11 protein-coding genes are annotated in these 13,907 nt (G+C 38.6%); 6 read left to right on the plus strand and 5 right to left on the minus strand.

Annotated elements, in window-relative coordinates; all coding sequences use genetic code 11:
- Nucleotides 1-209: 209 nt before the first annotated feature.
- Genes DPX34_RS02540 through DPX34_RS02550 form a run of 3 tightly spaced genes read left to right on the plus strand, consistent with a single transcriptional unit; the run spans nt 210 to nt 1,807 of the window.
- On the plus strand, nt 210-638 hold the full coding sequence (locus DPX34_RS02540) for a hypothetical protein (RefSeq protein ID WP_111976842.1): 429 nt from the start codon (nt 210-212) through the stop codon (nt 636-638).
- Nucleotides 639-695: 57 nt separating this feature from the next.
- Nucleotides 696-1,142: a diadenylate cyclase gene (locus DPX34_RS02545; protein WP_111976843.1), complete on the plus strand. Its 447-nt coding sequence runs from the start codon at nt 696-698 to the stop codon at nt 1,140-1,142.
- Nucleotides 1,139-1,807 carry a Cap15 family cyclic dinucleotide receptor domain-containing protein gene (locus DPX34_RS02550; protein WP_111976844.1) on the plus strand — a complete coding sequence of 223 codons (669 nt, stop codon included), beginning with the start codon at nt 1,139-1,141 and terminating at the stop codon, nt 1,805-1,807. Before DPX34_RS02545 ends, DPX34_RS02550 begins: the two co-directional genes overlap by 4 nt.
- Before the next feature lie 168 nt (nt 1,808-1,975).
- Here DPX34_RS02550 and DPX34_RS02555 read toward each other — a convergent pair whose 3' ends face one another.
- Complete coding sequence (locus DPX34_RS02555) at nt 1,976-3,295, minus strand: type II toxin-antitoxin system HipA family toxin (RefSeq protein ID WP_111976845.1); 1,320 nt, start codon at nt 3,293-3,295, stop codon at nt 1,976-1,978.
- Nucleotides 3,289-3,666, minus strand: a complete 378-nt coding sequence (locus DPX34_RS02560; RefSeq protein WP_269815498.1) for a helix-turn-helix domain-containing protein — start codon at nt 3,664-3,666, stop codon at nt 3,289-3,291. The genes DPX34_RS02555 and DPX34_RS02560 overlap by 7 nt, the downstream gene beginning before the upstream one ends.
- A 119-nt stretch (nt 3,667-3,785) precedes the next feature.
- On the opposite strand from DPX34_RS02560, the gene DPX34_RS21675 reads away from it, so the two are divergent.
- Complete coding sequence (locus DPX34_RS21675; protein WP_157964596.1) at nt 3,786-3,941, plus strand: hypothetical protein; 156 nt, start codon at nt 3,786-3,788, stop codon at nt 3,939-3,941.
- 60 nt (nt 3,942-4,001) lie between these two features.
- Here the strand turns inward: DPX34_RS21675 and DPX34_RS02565 are convergent, their stop codons facing one another.
- Nucleotides 4,002-6,299, minus strand: a complete 2,298-nt coding sequence (locus DPX34_RS02565; RefSeq protein WP_111976847.1) for a CRTAC1 family protein — start codon at nt 6,297-6,299, stop codon at nt 4,002-4,004.
- 340 nt (nt 6,300-6,639) lie between these two features.
- On the opposite strand from DPX34_RS02565, the gene DPX34_RS02570 reads away from it, so the two are divergent.
- Complete coding sequence (locus DPX34_RS02570) at nt 6,640-7,470, plus strand: AraC family transcriptional regulator (RefSeq protein ID WP_111976848.1); 831 nt, start codon at nt 6,640-6,642, stop codon at nt 7,468-7,470.
- A 132-nt stretch (nt 7,471-7,602) separates the two neighbouring features.
- Here the strand turns inward: DPX34_RS02570 and DPX34_RS02575 are convergent, their stop codons facing one another.
- Both DPX34_RS02575 and nfuA read right to left on the minus strand, forming a co-directional pair.
- Entirely contained in the window at nt 7,603-10,047 is a 2,445-nt protein-coding gene (locus DPX34_RS02575) for an alpha-amylase family protein (RefSeq protein WP_111976849.1), read from the minus strand.
- 448 nt (nt 10,048-10,495) lie between these two features.
- Nucleotides 10,496-11,092, minus strand: coding sequence for a Fe-S biogenesis protein NfuA (nfuA, locus tag DPX34_RS02580; RefSeq protein WP_111976850.1), 597 nt, complete (start codon nt 11,090-11,092; stop codon nt 10,496-10,498).
- 270 nt (nt 11,093-11,362) lie between these two features.
- On the opposite strand from nfuA, the gene DPX34_RS02585 reads away from it, so the two are divergent.
- A complete protein-coding gene (locus DPX34_RS02585; RefSeq protein WP_111976851.1) occupies nt 11,363-13,903 on the plus strand; it encodes a M14 family metallopeptidase in 2,541 nt (846 codons plus the stop codon).
- The last annotated feature ends 4 nt before the right edge of the window (nt 13,904-13,907 follow it).

The following is a 13,907-nucleotide window of genomic DNA, read 5'->3' on the forward strand; positions in this document are numbered from 1 at the left end:
ACTCAAAACATTTCTACCACTGTGTTTATTTACAAATCACGTGCTTTGTTCCGCTATTCAAGAAAATGCGCAAGTTGCGCATTTTTTATCTTTGATAAACTTTTTCTCTGCAAATAAACAATATAAATAGCCATGTGTTAGCGTATTTGTTAAAAATACAGAAATTATAAAAATGCGCGCGGATTTAGTAGAAAATACGCAAATCGCACATGATTAAATTGTTAGGTTTTCATGAAGTATATTGCCCATATTGGTGTCATATTAATTATTCTTTTTTGCTTTATTCCTGCTTATCGGAAGTTGGAAACTGTAACTCAGATTCTGAGTACGTTATAAAAGCAAAAAAATTGAAACCTACTGAGCTAAAAATATTAATTGAAGACGTAGGTAAATATTTTTCATCCAAGAAAGATATTTCTTACATTGAGATAGATTCGTTACCTAATAGTGTAAAAAATCTTAAACCTGTTCATGCTTCAACACACGGAGGCAAAGAGCTTTGGGTTTATTTGCATACATGTGGTTTAGATAGCAAAATTATTATGTTAATTGATGCAAAAAAACAAGTAGTGTCAATTCAATGGGGTGACCCAGTGTCACCTAAGTCAGGTTCAGCTCAATTGTGGCCGAAAACCTAACAAGCAATTAAAGCGGGCGTTAACAGCCTCGGATTACGCGTAAATTAGAGTGAATTAATGAAGCAAGAAATATTTTTAAAGGCTATTTGCGAGATCGCGAGAAAAGGAGTACCTACTGGCTTCACAGGTCTTGGTATTATATTAATAAACGAAGATATAGGAATGTTACCAATTTCACCTCTTCTAAGTGAAGATGGCTTCTATACAGAAAATTTAGATGCTAAGGCTGTTGCCAATTTCCTGTTTTCTATTTCTAACATTAAAGATAAAAGACATGATGGGTTTCATGTTGTTAGTAGAGACTCTCGGCTCTTAAAAATATCACAATATTTTAGCCCCCTAATACCTAAAGGTTTTAATAAAACGGTATTTGATGTGGGTGCGAGATATCGCACAGCTCAATACGGCTCACTATATGAGAATGTAACGTCAATCATCGTTGTTAACCAAAAGGGAGAAGTTTCTATTGCAAAAAAGGGAGTTGTGGAGTTGATCGTTACATGAATCAAACAGAAGTAAAAATATTTGCGACCGGATCAATTGTAATTGGCGCTATCGTTTGGATCATTCCTTTTTTGTTCAGTAGTTTTGGGGTTCTCTCTCTTGAAAGCCTTAAATACATCAACTTAGGGATTACGATTGCTGGACTATTTTGGTTTTCATATTTTAAGTGGGCCTGGAAATGGGACTATATAAGAAAGCTTTTATATCGGCCAAACCTAAACGGAACATGGTTGGGTGAATTTGAATCTGATTGGACAAATGATCAGGGCCAAGTAAACCCACCCAAAAGGTTTGTTCTCGTTATTCGTCAGCACTGGTTTACTATATCTGTAAGAGCTTTCACAAACATACAAAAAACAGAATCGTATGTGGAAACTCTGATGCTAGATGACAATAAGGGTACGAAGCTTCTTGCTTACCTATTTTCTGAAAAGCGCTCAAGAACTGGGGAGCATGGCTCAAGACAAGGAGCCGCGGAGTTAGATCTAGTAGAAACAGAAGTAAACAAGTTATTAGAAGGTCATTTTTGGACACAAGCGGGGACGCGTGGGTATATACGGGTAAAACAAATATCTAGCAATGACCACATGGACTCTTTTGAGCAAGCAGAGAATAAGTGGACAGATAGTGGTTATTGGGAATCAATTCAGGGTAGCGACTGTTAATCGAATAGCCAAGGGTATCTACCCCTCAGCCCCCACAACACCCTGCATGCGGGGACACGCATGCGGGACAGGCACTAATAATACAACTTACTGTTGTGTAATGTACTTCAAAAATAATCAGCTATTTTCTTCTGCGTATATCGTTTAGTTAGTTTTTTAATCGCACGTTTAGATGGAAAGCCTTAAATTTTGGCTTATCTCTTTTATTAAGGGTTGAGGTACATCTTGTTCTAAGGCTAACTTATTCCATGTTGAAAGCACTTCAATCGTACTATCTAATATATTGTCGATTTTGCGCTTGCTGAAGATAGGACTGAGTTTTTCAAAGCTATAAAAATCAGCTCTAGTAAAGTTGTCTTGCTTGCCATTGAGTGTCATCCAATGTTTGCTGACCCAAAGACTGTCGGGTTTATAGCTATAGGCTAAATCGTAGGCAGGAGCCAATTGCCAATTATTTTCGGGATCAAGCATAAAGCCAAAGTTCTTAGCATGGTCATCGTGATTTCTAGACACTACATTAAAGACCATTCGTTTAAATAGTTGAATAGCATCCTCAGGAGTCAAATTGAGCTTTCGCGCTGTACCAAGCAACTCGGCGTAAGAATATGAGCCTACTTGTTTGTAACTGACATGCTCTAGTCCGTTGAGTGTTTGCACATGTACTTTATCATTACCCTTACGATCAAATCGTTGTGTTATAAAATGTCGGCGTTCACCTTCATTAAGCAAACGACAAGGCATCATGTCGATATCACATTTTTTTGCCATCAAGTGGTACACGTACTCCATCGCGCCATAACCTAATGGATCACCAAATGTCTCTTGGTTTTTATTGTGTTCGCTTACCCCATCAAACTTCATTAGGTAATGAGTAAACCCATCTGGTGCGTCTGTTTGGCCTGAGCGAACGCGATTAAAATCGTTGTTAAATGCCAATACTGCTTTTGGCCTTGCGCCACCAGCACTCATTCCTACAGACATAAGTGACATCATGGCTTCAGCATCGTCCTGACCATCATTATTTAGATTTACATTAAACTGATCACGTTTATCTAAGACGTCTTGAGCAATTGAAACAAGTGATTCTATCTGAATAGGTTGGGAAGCATTCAGGTTTTTACGTCTAGTCGCGGGTACGTAGGTTAATGCACCCATTCCTCTCAGACCGGTATACTGTAATCGCTGTAGCGGGGTAATATCGCTTGTCGATTTACCTTTACTGGCTATCCACGCATTCATGACTGCATTACCAAAATCATCCGGTAATGAGTCTGCAATTAGCCCTGGCAGGCCTTTAAATGTTGAGTAATCTAAATCTGGAAATGAATATATTTTTTTACTCAAAGGCATTTTGAGTGGAGAAAGCTCAATACCGGTTTTAATAAAACTAGGGAAATATTCGAACACGCCAATTTGATTTTCTGGGTCATAACTTACAGCACCGACATCATAGTGTTTATATTTTACGGTTATGACTTCTTTTACCATGATGGCGTATCCTCACTTTTAATTATTTTTTTACTCGTGCCTGTTGCTCGCTTACGCACTTTGCCTTGCAGCTTAGCAAGCTGAACGGGTGATATCTCTTGTTTAGGTATAAATGAATTAAGTTGCTCTGTTAGTTCAAGCGCCACCAAGATAGCAACGATAGATTCAAGAGTTGACGTTCCTTTCTCGCTATTCGTTACTGCCTTAAGTGATAATCCAGCTTTTTCAGCCAACTCTTTTTGTGTTAAGTCAGCATTAAGTCGAGCAACTTTAATTCTATCACCTAATTCAGTTGCAATGGCACTAGGTGTAGCCGCTCTAAACTCCATAAACACCCCTAAAAGATAATTTAAATTAGGTTTATTGCACATAAAACCCTTAAAAGGAGTATTACACACAACGCAAAAAAAAACCAACAAAACCTTCATTAAAACCCTTTAAAGGGTTTTTAAGTCAACATACACACCTAAAACCACCTAAAAGGATTATTATGAATCATTTATTATATATCACCACTGTGGTTATTAACGCTAAACACCAGCAGAACACTGGGGTCATATTTTTACGGTTGAAAACATCGCAAAACATCAAACAAAAAGGCGGCTTACGTTTCATGGGATCACAAAACGAAAACCGCCTTTTTTAAACAAGCTTTATGCTTGTATTGTTATGCTTACGCTATTGAACTTACGCTATTAAACTTAGGTTATTGAGCTTTAGCGTTTTCACTTTTGTATAACGCATTGGCTTTTAATGCGCCAAATTTTACCACTTCGCCGTTGCGCCAGCGTATTTGGGCTGATTCAATTTGGCTATCGTCACCTAAACCAAAATGCACAATATCGAGTAAACTTTGTGAGTGTACTTCACCGGCTGAACCCACGCGTTTTTGATATTCTTTACCTGAGGTTGTTTTAATCGAAACAACCGCTGAGTATGGGTCGATATTCGCTTTAGGGCTATAACCCACATCAAATAAGGCATAGTTACCTAAGTCAGTATTTTGATTTTTGTATAACAACCAAGGCCCTTCTTCTTCGCTGCCATTTAGCATATCTATACGGCCATCATTATCAAAATCAAACGCTTGCCCCATATCGCCATGACCTGGATCGGTAGGTTCAAATGCCCCATGAGACGAGACAATATCAAAACGCCCTTCACCCGTATTTAATAACAGTAAATCAGCGATACGTTGTTTTAAAAAGCCATAACGGTAAACGAATAAGTCTTCCCACCCATCATTATTAAAATCAGCATGCGTTACGCCCCAATTATTCCCCCCTAAAGGCAGGTTCCATTCTTTAGTACCATCGATAAAATGATCGCCTTTATTAACCAAAAGAATATCTTGAATATTTCGGTTGTTGGGCTGCCAATCGTAATCAACATTGTTTAAACCGGTTAACGAGAACGTTACCGTCCAATAAATATTACGATCACGTACCCATTCTGCTTGCCATTGGCCGTTACCTATATGGCCTATGTATAAGCCATTTACGTTACGCTCAGTTGGCCACCCTTGTGCTTGTGCTGGCGTTATATCCATTTCGATTGGTGCGGTTTTCATTTCTTCAGGCAATTGATTCGGTTGAAAACCTTTTGCTTTAACAATTTTACGCGTTTTGTCTTTCCCTAAGAAAATAGCAAATCCATCGTTGTATTGACGGTAAGTTAATTCCATTTCTGATAATTTAACCGCACCATCGGCATCAAATGTCACCGCGGTTGCCCCTTTTTCACCGTCATCTCGAATATCTAACCGTTTTGTTTGCGGATTAAAATCAATTGATTTTCTAGATAACAAATAGTGTGTACGGCCGCCCGCTAAATAGATATCCAATAGCCCATCATTATTAACATCAACATCCGTTACCGCATTAAAGCCTACTTTGCCAATCAGCGAGGCCGGTAATCGGGCTTTTGTCACATCGGTAAAGGTGAAATCACCGTTGCCTTGCCATAACGAAACAGGCGAGAATGCAACGAGATCGTCGATACCATCGTTATTAAAATCAGTGACTAAAACACGCTCACCATCTGCATACTCAGCACCTTCTACGCGCTGTGCCGTAAATGTGCTGTCGCCATTATTTTTATAAAATAACTGCCTAGGCCCATCATAATTTGGGGTTTTAGCATTAAATAACGCTAAATCTAAATCACCATCAAGATCAAAATCAACCCAACGTGGAGAGCGCCCCCGAGCGGGTGTTAAAATGCCCGCCTCTGCTGATACTTTTACAAATTTTTGATTATCATTTCGCAACAATATATACGAGGTCGGGTTTGTACCATTAGCCCCGCCCTGCGCAACCATAATATCTAGATCGCCATCGGCATCATAATCACCAACCGACGAGCCATGAAAATCTAACGACCAACCAAATAAACGTTCAATATCAAGCGTGTGATCATCGTTTTGCGTAACCAGTTGCGTCGGTACATGGTTATGATTGTTTAAAACAAAATCGTAATCACCATCGTTGTCAACGTCACCAATTGAAGGCCCGCCGTACTTATAACTGATCTCAGTTTCAAAATTGGCTTCTTTAGAGCGATTAGCAAAACGCGGTAAAGTCACATCGGTAATATCTTCAAATTGAATCGCATTTAAAGTGATGTCGGCACTGCGTCTAACAAACCGTAATGTGGTGTCGCCAATTGCTTCAAAATCAATTAATACATTAATTTTATGTTGGCCTTTAGTTGGCACATTAAGGTTATCAACAACTAATTTATCACCTGCATATACGCTGATGTTGGCATAGCTTTTATCAATAGATAAATCTAACGTTAGCCGCTTTAACGTTGAGCCTTTTACAAGATAAGGCAGACTTAAATTGGTTGAATTAGTTAACACAAATGGCGATGCTAAAACGGCTGAAGTTTGTGTAACAGACGAGGCTGAATTGTTGAATAAAGATAATTCTTGGCTTGCGCAACTGGCTAATACACCACTTATGGCTACGCAGAGAACCGGAAATAATTTTTTTCTAAACATCGTAAACATCCTCGAATAAATTGAATGAAAATTAATCTATCTAAGTGATTTACTAAAACAATGAAAATTATTATAAGTAACACTGCCACCACCAAGATAGTAAACAATTTACAATATAAATCATTTCACAAGATATGTTTAGTGATAATTCATTAATTTTGTATTTAAATTAAAAGTAAAGGGCGTTTAATAGAGCACTGATTTTTATCTTTTTTGCATGCGCCACTATAATAAAGACCAAAGTCACTTTAAAATATTTCTATTGTGTTAGATGAATTAATAGTCAGATAACGTAAGAGAAAAGCATTCAGTCAATAGTAATTAAAACATCAGGTAATGCATGACAGACGTTTGGCAAGATGTGCTCGAAATAGGAACAGAATGTAACGAGCGTTTTGTTGAGCGCGAAAAAGTACCCGAAATCGAAAACCTTAATATTGAAATATCGGGCATCTCTAATTTAGCAGGCCGCTATCAAGTCGGCCGCAGTAACCCTATATCGCATGACGTTATTTATAGCATCGAAGGTGCTATTGATATTGATACTGAGCAAGGTCACTTTACAATAGGGCCAGGCAACTTAATTACATTACCGGCACATAAGCCTTTTTTGATGACGCTAAACGCCCCCGCTTGGAATATGGTGTGGTTTCACTTAGATGATTGCCCACGTTGGAATAACCTGTGTGATCATCGACCCTTAAGTACCGCCTGCGAAAGCGGACGCCAGCTATATCATTTACTGAGTTTTATTTATTACGAACGCAATGCCAGTTTACGTAAACCCGCATTAAAGCAATTAGAATATTACTTAGAAGAAACCCTTTGTGCGCCGTCTCCGGGCAGCTCTGAATCACATCGGATAAACCAGCTTATTCGCGACATAGAACGACGATTGCATTACGCTTGGACAGTCGATGAGATGAGTGATTTAGTTCAATATTCATCACCACACTTACATCGGTTATTTCAAACGCATTTTGCTCGAAGCCCTATTCAGCATGTTATCTATTTACGAATGGAGCGGGCTAAATATTTATTAACGCATACAAACTGGTCTATTGAACAAATAGCCGAGCAAGTGGGTTATCAAGACGTATTTAACTTTTCTAAACGTTTTAAAAAATCGATTGGTTTTCCGCCGGGTCAATTTCGTAAACAAAATAACTAATCTGAAGAGGCTACACACAAGCCTCATACAAAATGAATGAAGTTATTTAGCGCATAAAAAAGCCCTGCAATAAAAACATGCAAGGCTTTAACTTAAACAATACCTAGCGATGAGCTAGGTATTGTTTAAGTATTACTTGGGCATAACCTCAAGTAAAAAGACATCTTCTAATTCCATTTCAAACGATGCATCTAGCGAATTACTCGTCATCATGTCGGTGATCGTAAAGGCTTGCCCATTCTGCAACGACAAGTCAATTTTCGCCGTATCGTGACCTAAGTTAAATATGATAACTAAATAACCGCCTTTACCATTGTCTACAACACGCCAAGTCGTTGTTTTGTATGGCTGACCATTATCTTCTTTCAAGACAACAGCCGGTAAATTTGCGTCTTTAATTTCAGCAACCGCGGCTTGCTTAATTTTAACCGTGTCTTTGGTATTCAAAACAATAAGCTTGCCTTTACCCGCAGTTAACTTTTGCTTACGCTTTTGGCCATATTCATTGAGTGATAGCGCATCTTTACTATCAAGAATAATGGTACCGCCTTTAGCCAAATAACCCTGCAATGTAGCAAACTCAGCATCCGTCACATATTGATTTTGGTAAACAACGACGGCATCCCATTTATTATTGTCTTGTTTTTCAATGATATTTTTCGTGACATAGCCCACCGGGAAACCTTCAAAATACAATTCCTTGTATAATTTTTTGCCTTTGGTCATGTAATCATTCGTGTTAAGTGCGGTAGTTTCTGAATAAAATAAACGAATAGGTCGAGGTTGTTCACGTAGTGCAATGATTTCTTCAGAGAAGCTATTCATGTCATACATGACTTGTGTGAATTCATTACTCACATGAGGTTGCATGTTGTTTGAACCCGCATATGCACCTGCTAAGCCAGGATCGAAGAAGTCTAATTCACCTTCTAATCTGTCTTCTGGAGAACCATCAGGATCACGGGCCCAGAACCATGCCATGTTAGCGTCCATACCGCCTAGCGTTGCTAACCAGTATACACTGCGAACATAACTCGTACGTGTATCTAAATCACGCCATTGTCCAGATGATAAAAAATGAGACTCTGAATTAACGTTAATTTTTTCTGGCGCCACAGATTCCATGAAATCATGAAACATACTTACGCCACTCCAATAGTAAGAATAACGCTCTAACCATTCAGATGATTTACTCGGTCTAATATTTTTGCTGCCCAATGATTTAGCATCATGGCCAACCATGGTGGTTAATTCAGCTAAGGCTTCGGTATCAATTCCGCCTGAGCGTGAATTTTCCATAAACATCCGTGGCATAATCTTAACGTGTGTATCCGCGTCAGGGTTAACTGAATGCAGTTCGTCTTGCATAAACTTAAACCATTCGGTACCGCGATCCATATTGTAACGCATCCAGTCATACCATACTGGCGTGCCAAGTAAGGCTTTATCCATTGGCACTTCAACTTCTACTTTGTCAAAGTTAGCAAATGATGAATTCCAATTAGCATTTAACGTAGCGATATCACCAGCGTATTTAATGTCTAACCAACGACGGAATTTATTTTTTGTGTAAGATGAAAGTTCTGTCATCTCGTTATACTTAGCGGTCCAATGACCTTTTTCAGAGAACCAATGCGGTTCATTCGCTAGTACAAAACCGAGCTCTGTTACTTTTTTATCTTTAGTTAAACGACCCGTTTCACGAATAATTTTACCCCAAACATCACGTGCAAGTGGGTTATCAATATCAAATCCCGTAAACAATGAGCGACCTTTGCGGACTTCAGGTTCTTGTTTTTCAACCCACTCAGGAATACCCATGATCCAATACACTAAAAAACCAATATTAGCATCAGAAATACTGGTTAATTCTTTCATTAGTTCTTGATCAAATGTTCCATCTTCTTTTAATAAAAAAGAGTTTATTGCACGGTCATGATCCACCGGATACAAGTTTTCGCCACCGTGGTAAAGCGCGCCTAAGTGATCATTGTAAACGTCGGTATTGGTGAGAGGCTGGACAACAGTTTTTGAAAAGTAATCATATGGGAAGATTGGTTTGCCATTGCTAACGAACATATTGTCACCGGCTTTTGTATTCTGCCAGTCAACTTTACGAACAGGGCGGCGCTTAATTTCACCTCTTAATTCTTGCCCCAGTATATCAATACCGTTATCCAAAATTTGAATCACTTTTTCACGCTCAAAAGTGGGTAAGTCAGCCGCTAATTGCTTTTTGTTAGCTGCATAGTAACGCTCGTAACCAAACGCGGCTTCAATAGCCGCAGGGTTAGCTTCATCCCAATTAGCGAATGTTAAAAATTGCTCTGAAAACCAAACAATTGTTTCTTCTCTTGCGACATCGATGTTTTTAGTTTGAGCTTCAACCATCATGCTTTTTAAAGTCGCTATTTTTCCACGAGCTTCTTTTTCTAGCACACTAGTGCCGACCGTTTCTAATTGAACCGATTCAGCCTTAGGTGCGGATGAATGAGTTGAAGGACTATTTTGACTATTACAAGCACTCAAAAGTAAAAGCGCTGAAGCGACAGACGCTCCAATAAAGTGGCGTTTCATTTTATACTCCCACTGTGCTGGCCTAATTTACCAACGACAGAATCACATAAATTTTTTGTGGTGAAATAAACCGTGACTGTTTAGTTATCAAGCAGAAAAATTAACTAACAGGCTACATAAACACCACGATACTACCTATATAAACATATGATGTATATAAAAAGTAAATTTATATTTATGTTATTAACAAGCCGTATTCTTGCGGCTAGTCGTATTAATTAAAAAGATTAAAAATTACGTATATGCAATATAAAGAGGAATGGTGATGACCAGAAAAAGACTCGGTAGGAGCAACGTTGACACCTGAGGCACTTATACCCAAATAGCGCGAGGCGTCTTAGCTGTAGGCTCGGTTATAATGAATGTGAAGGCACATAATAAACCTTCACATACAAAAAAGCGCCGAGTTATCAGCGCTTTATTTTTAGTTCGTTAGGCTTAAACTAATTTATGCGTATGAATGCTCACCGTGCTCGTGCTCAGTTACATCTTTAACGCCCGTTAATTCACCGCTAAACTGCTCAAGCAATTGTTTTTCAATGCCTTCTTTTAGGGTTAAATCAACCATCGAACAACCGTTACAACCACCGCCAAATTGCAAAATGGCGACGCCATCAGCGGTAATTTCCATTAAACTCACCTTGCCACCATGGTTAGCAAGTTGTGGGTTTATCTCGGTTTCAAGTGCGTACTCTACACGCTCATTTAAGTTTGCATCTTCCGACACACGACGCATTTTAGCGTTAGGCGCTTTTAACGTTAATTGAGACCCCATTTGATCAGAGGTGAAATCAATAACGGCATCTTCTAAAAAAGGCTCACTGTCGGGATCGATGACGGCGTTAAATGCTGAAAAAGTAAGCGTGATATCTTTCTCTTCAATTGCATCCGCTGGACAATAAGATACGCCGCATTCTGCATTTGGCGTGCCTGGATTAACAACAAATACTCTAATTTGAGTACCTTCAGCTTGCGACTCTAATAACTTTGCAAAGTGCGCCTGTGCTGTTTCTGAAATATTTATAAGCTGGCTATTTTCTGACATGCCGATATTACCTGACTAATTTACTCGGGATTATTATTAATGATACTCTTTTAGAGACTTTGATGCCAACTTTCTGCTAATCTATGCTCAAGTCATTGCAAAAAATGCGACCAAGCAGTGGTTGTTCTTTACATATCTAGGTGACTTCAAGGTGCTAAACGCTCGCCAATCGAATATAAAGCACCTTTTGCAGCAACCTTATACACCCAAGTGACTTAAATACAACCACTTGTTCGAACCCATAGCGCTCTCAACCTTTATATAAAAACTATGCCGAATCTATTTTATCATTTTACCAAAACAACGTTATTCAACTTTAAGATTTGCTTTTTATTTATCTCTACATTTGTGATTTCACTTGCACAAGCAAACTTAATTGCGCCCAGTGTTTATTTACAAGAGCCCCTTGGCACTCGGCATATTCGTTTAGAGCAAATCTCGCAATACATAGAAACCATCTCGGCAGGTAACCAGCATATCAAAAGAATAAAAATGGGGATGAGTCATGAAAAACGCCCATTGTATTTATATGCGATATCAAATAAAAATAATATCAAACGCTTAGATGAGTTGAGGGTAAGACACGAGCAATTAGCCAACCCCGCCGCCGCAATGCCTAAAATTAAAGACATGCCAGCTTTTATTTGGTTGGGATACACAGCCCATGGTGATGAAGCCAGTGGAGCACACAGTGCCGTGCAACTTATATATGATTTACTCGCTCGTGATGACCTTGAAACGTATTTAAACCACGCGGTGATCTTTATTGAACCCGTTATTAACCCTGATGGATATGCCCGTTATAGTACTTGGGCTAATAGCCAAGCCAGCTTAATTCCTAATAGTGATTCACAACATATTGAACATCATCAAAACTGGCTAACCGGTCGAGGCAATCATTATTGGTTTGATCTAAACCGAGATTGGATCCCACTTACGCAACCCGAAACACAAGCAAGGTTACGTTACTTTCATTATTTTAGGCCCAATGTATTAGCTGATTTTCATGAAATGGAATCAGACCAAACTTATTTTTTTCAACCCGGTGCACAAGATGGAAATAATCCGTTAACACCTAAAAAAAACCAAGATTTAACCTTAGCCTTAACCCAACATGCGGCTTTAGCCTTTGATCAACGTAAGCAGGTCTATTTCACTCAAGAAAAATTTGATGATTTTTATTATGGAAAAGCGTCAAGCTATCCCGATATTCAAGGCTCGATTGGTGTTTTATTTGAACAAAGCACCCCTGCTGGGCAAGTTATTAAGAGCAAAAATGGGGAAGTGAGCTTATTCGATGCGATCAGCAATCACTTAACGGCATCGCATGCACTCATTAACGGCAGTATTAAAAATCGACTAGCGCTTTTACAATATCAACGTGATTATTTTAAACAGGCTCGAGAGCACGCTAAAGATGATGATATTACAGGGTATTTACTCCGCAGTGATAATAAATACGCATTAGAAAAGCTACTTAACTTATTAAAAAAACATCAAATAAAAACGTATAAATTAACGCAAGATCATCGTATTAGCACCAACAAGTTTAAAACAACAAATACCGTTTGGTTACCATTAGATCAAGACCAATATACGTTAATAAAAAGTGTGCTCAGTACACAAACCCAATTTAAACAAAATCACTTTTACGATATCACTAACTGGAACTTAGCATTGTCACATCATGTTGATGCTATCGCCGTTAAAAGTCGCTTTCACGGTATAAAAAGTCAAAACACACCTTGGCACGCATTCTCATCTGAGCCCGAACTCAATACGATACAAAAAAATGATTTTGCATGGGTTTTAGACTGGCAAGCACCTCACATGCCCACGGTGATAAACGCATTACTACAAAATAACCATCACTTAAAAGTGGCTTATCAAGCGTTTACCATCAATAAAAAAGAGTACCCTGCAGGCAGTATTGTTATTTTAAGTGGCCATCAGCCAGATGTTAAAGGCTTACAAAATGACCTAATTCAATTACAGCAAACTTATCAATTTAATATAACATCACTTTCAAGTGCGATCACGCAACAAGGCAGTGATTTAGGCAGTCATTTATTTAAAAACTTACGCCCAATGAAAGCGGCTATTTTAGTCGGTCATGATCTTGATCTTTATTCTACCGGCGAAATTTGGCAACATTTTGATCAGCAATTAAAAGCGCCATTAACCAAACTGAATCATCAACAACTCATCCATTTTGATTTACGCCCTTATAGCCATTTAATATTGCCGGATGGATATTACCTTAGCTGGTCACCAGAAAAACTAGACACAATAAAAAACTGGGTTAAACAAGGTGGCGTGTTAATTACTTTGCAACGTGCAGCCGAATGGGCAGCTAATCATCAGTTAATTTCGAATGCCTTTTTATCCCGTAAAGACATTCAATTACATTTTGAAAATAGCAAATTACAGTATGCTGACCAAGCCGACTTTTTTCAACAAATGCAGATCACGGGCACGGTGTTTGAAGCCACAACCGATCGTAGCCACCCACTGACTTTTGGGTATGAAGATACCAATATAGCCATATTGAAAAACAGACAACTCATTATGGAAGAATCTCCGCATCCCTTTAAAGACGCACTGTTTTTTGCTAAAAACACATTATTAGCAGGCTATGCTCATGAAAAAAATCAAAAATTAATTAATAACTCGATTGGCTTAACGGCCCATTCATATGGCCAAGGGTTAGTTATTGCCAACACCGATAACTATTTGTTTAGAGGTTATTGGCATGGCACCGAAAAATTGTTTGATAACTTACTGTTTATGAGCCCGAGTTTGCTCGAGTAATAAT

It is taken from the genome of Algibacillus agarilyticus, from assembly GCF_003286125.1.
In the GTDB taxonomy this organism is placed as follows: domain Bacteria; phylum Pseudomonadota; class Gammaproteobacteria; order Enterobacterales; family Alteromonadaceae; genus Algibacillus; species Algibacillus agarilyticus.

Coding starts and splice junctions, on each gene's coding strand:
- DPX34_RS02540 (WP_111976842.1), top strand. CDS start 210: ATGATTAAATTGTTAGGTTTTCATGAAGTATATTGCCCATATTGGTGT.
- DPX34_RS02545 (WP_111976843.1), top strand. CDS start 696: ATGAAGCAAGAAATATTTTTAAAGGCTATTTGCGAGATCGCGAGAAAA.
- DPX34_RS02550 (WP_111976844.1), top strand. CDS start 1,139: ATGAATCAAACAGAAGTAAAAATATTTGCGACCGGATCAATTGTAATT.
- DPX34_RS02555 (WP_111976845.1), bottom strand. CDS start 3,295: ATGGTAAAAGAAGTCATAACCGTAAAATATAAACACTATGATGTCGGT.
- DPX34_RS02560 (WP_269815498.1), bottom strand. CDS start 3,666: ATGTGCAATAAACCTAATTTAAATTATCTTTTAGGGGTGTTTATGGAG.
- DPX34_RS21675 (WP_157964596.1), top strand. CDS start 3,786: ATGAATCATTTATTATATATCACCACTGTGGTTATTAACGCTAAACAC.
- DPX34_RS02565 (WP_111976847.1), bottom strand. CDS start 6,299: ATGTTTAGAAAAAAATTATTTCCGGTTCTCTGCGTAGCCATAAGTGGT.
- DPX34_RS02570 (WP_111976848.1), top strand. CDS start 6,640: ATGACAGACGTTTGGCAAGATGTGCTCGAAATAGGAACAGAATGTAAC.
- DPX34_RS02575 (WP_111976849.1), bottom strand. CDS start 10,047: ATGAAACGCCACTTTATTGGAGCGTCTGTCGCTTCAGCGCTTTTACTT.
- nfuA (WP_111976850.1), bottom strand. CDS start 11,092: ATGTCAGAAAATAGCCAGCTTATAAATATTTCAGAAACAGCACAGGCG.
- DPX34_RS02585 (WP_111976851.1), top strand. CDS start 11,363: ATGCCGAATCTATTTTATCATTTTACCAAAACAACGTTATTCAACTTT.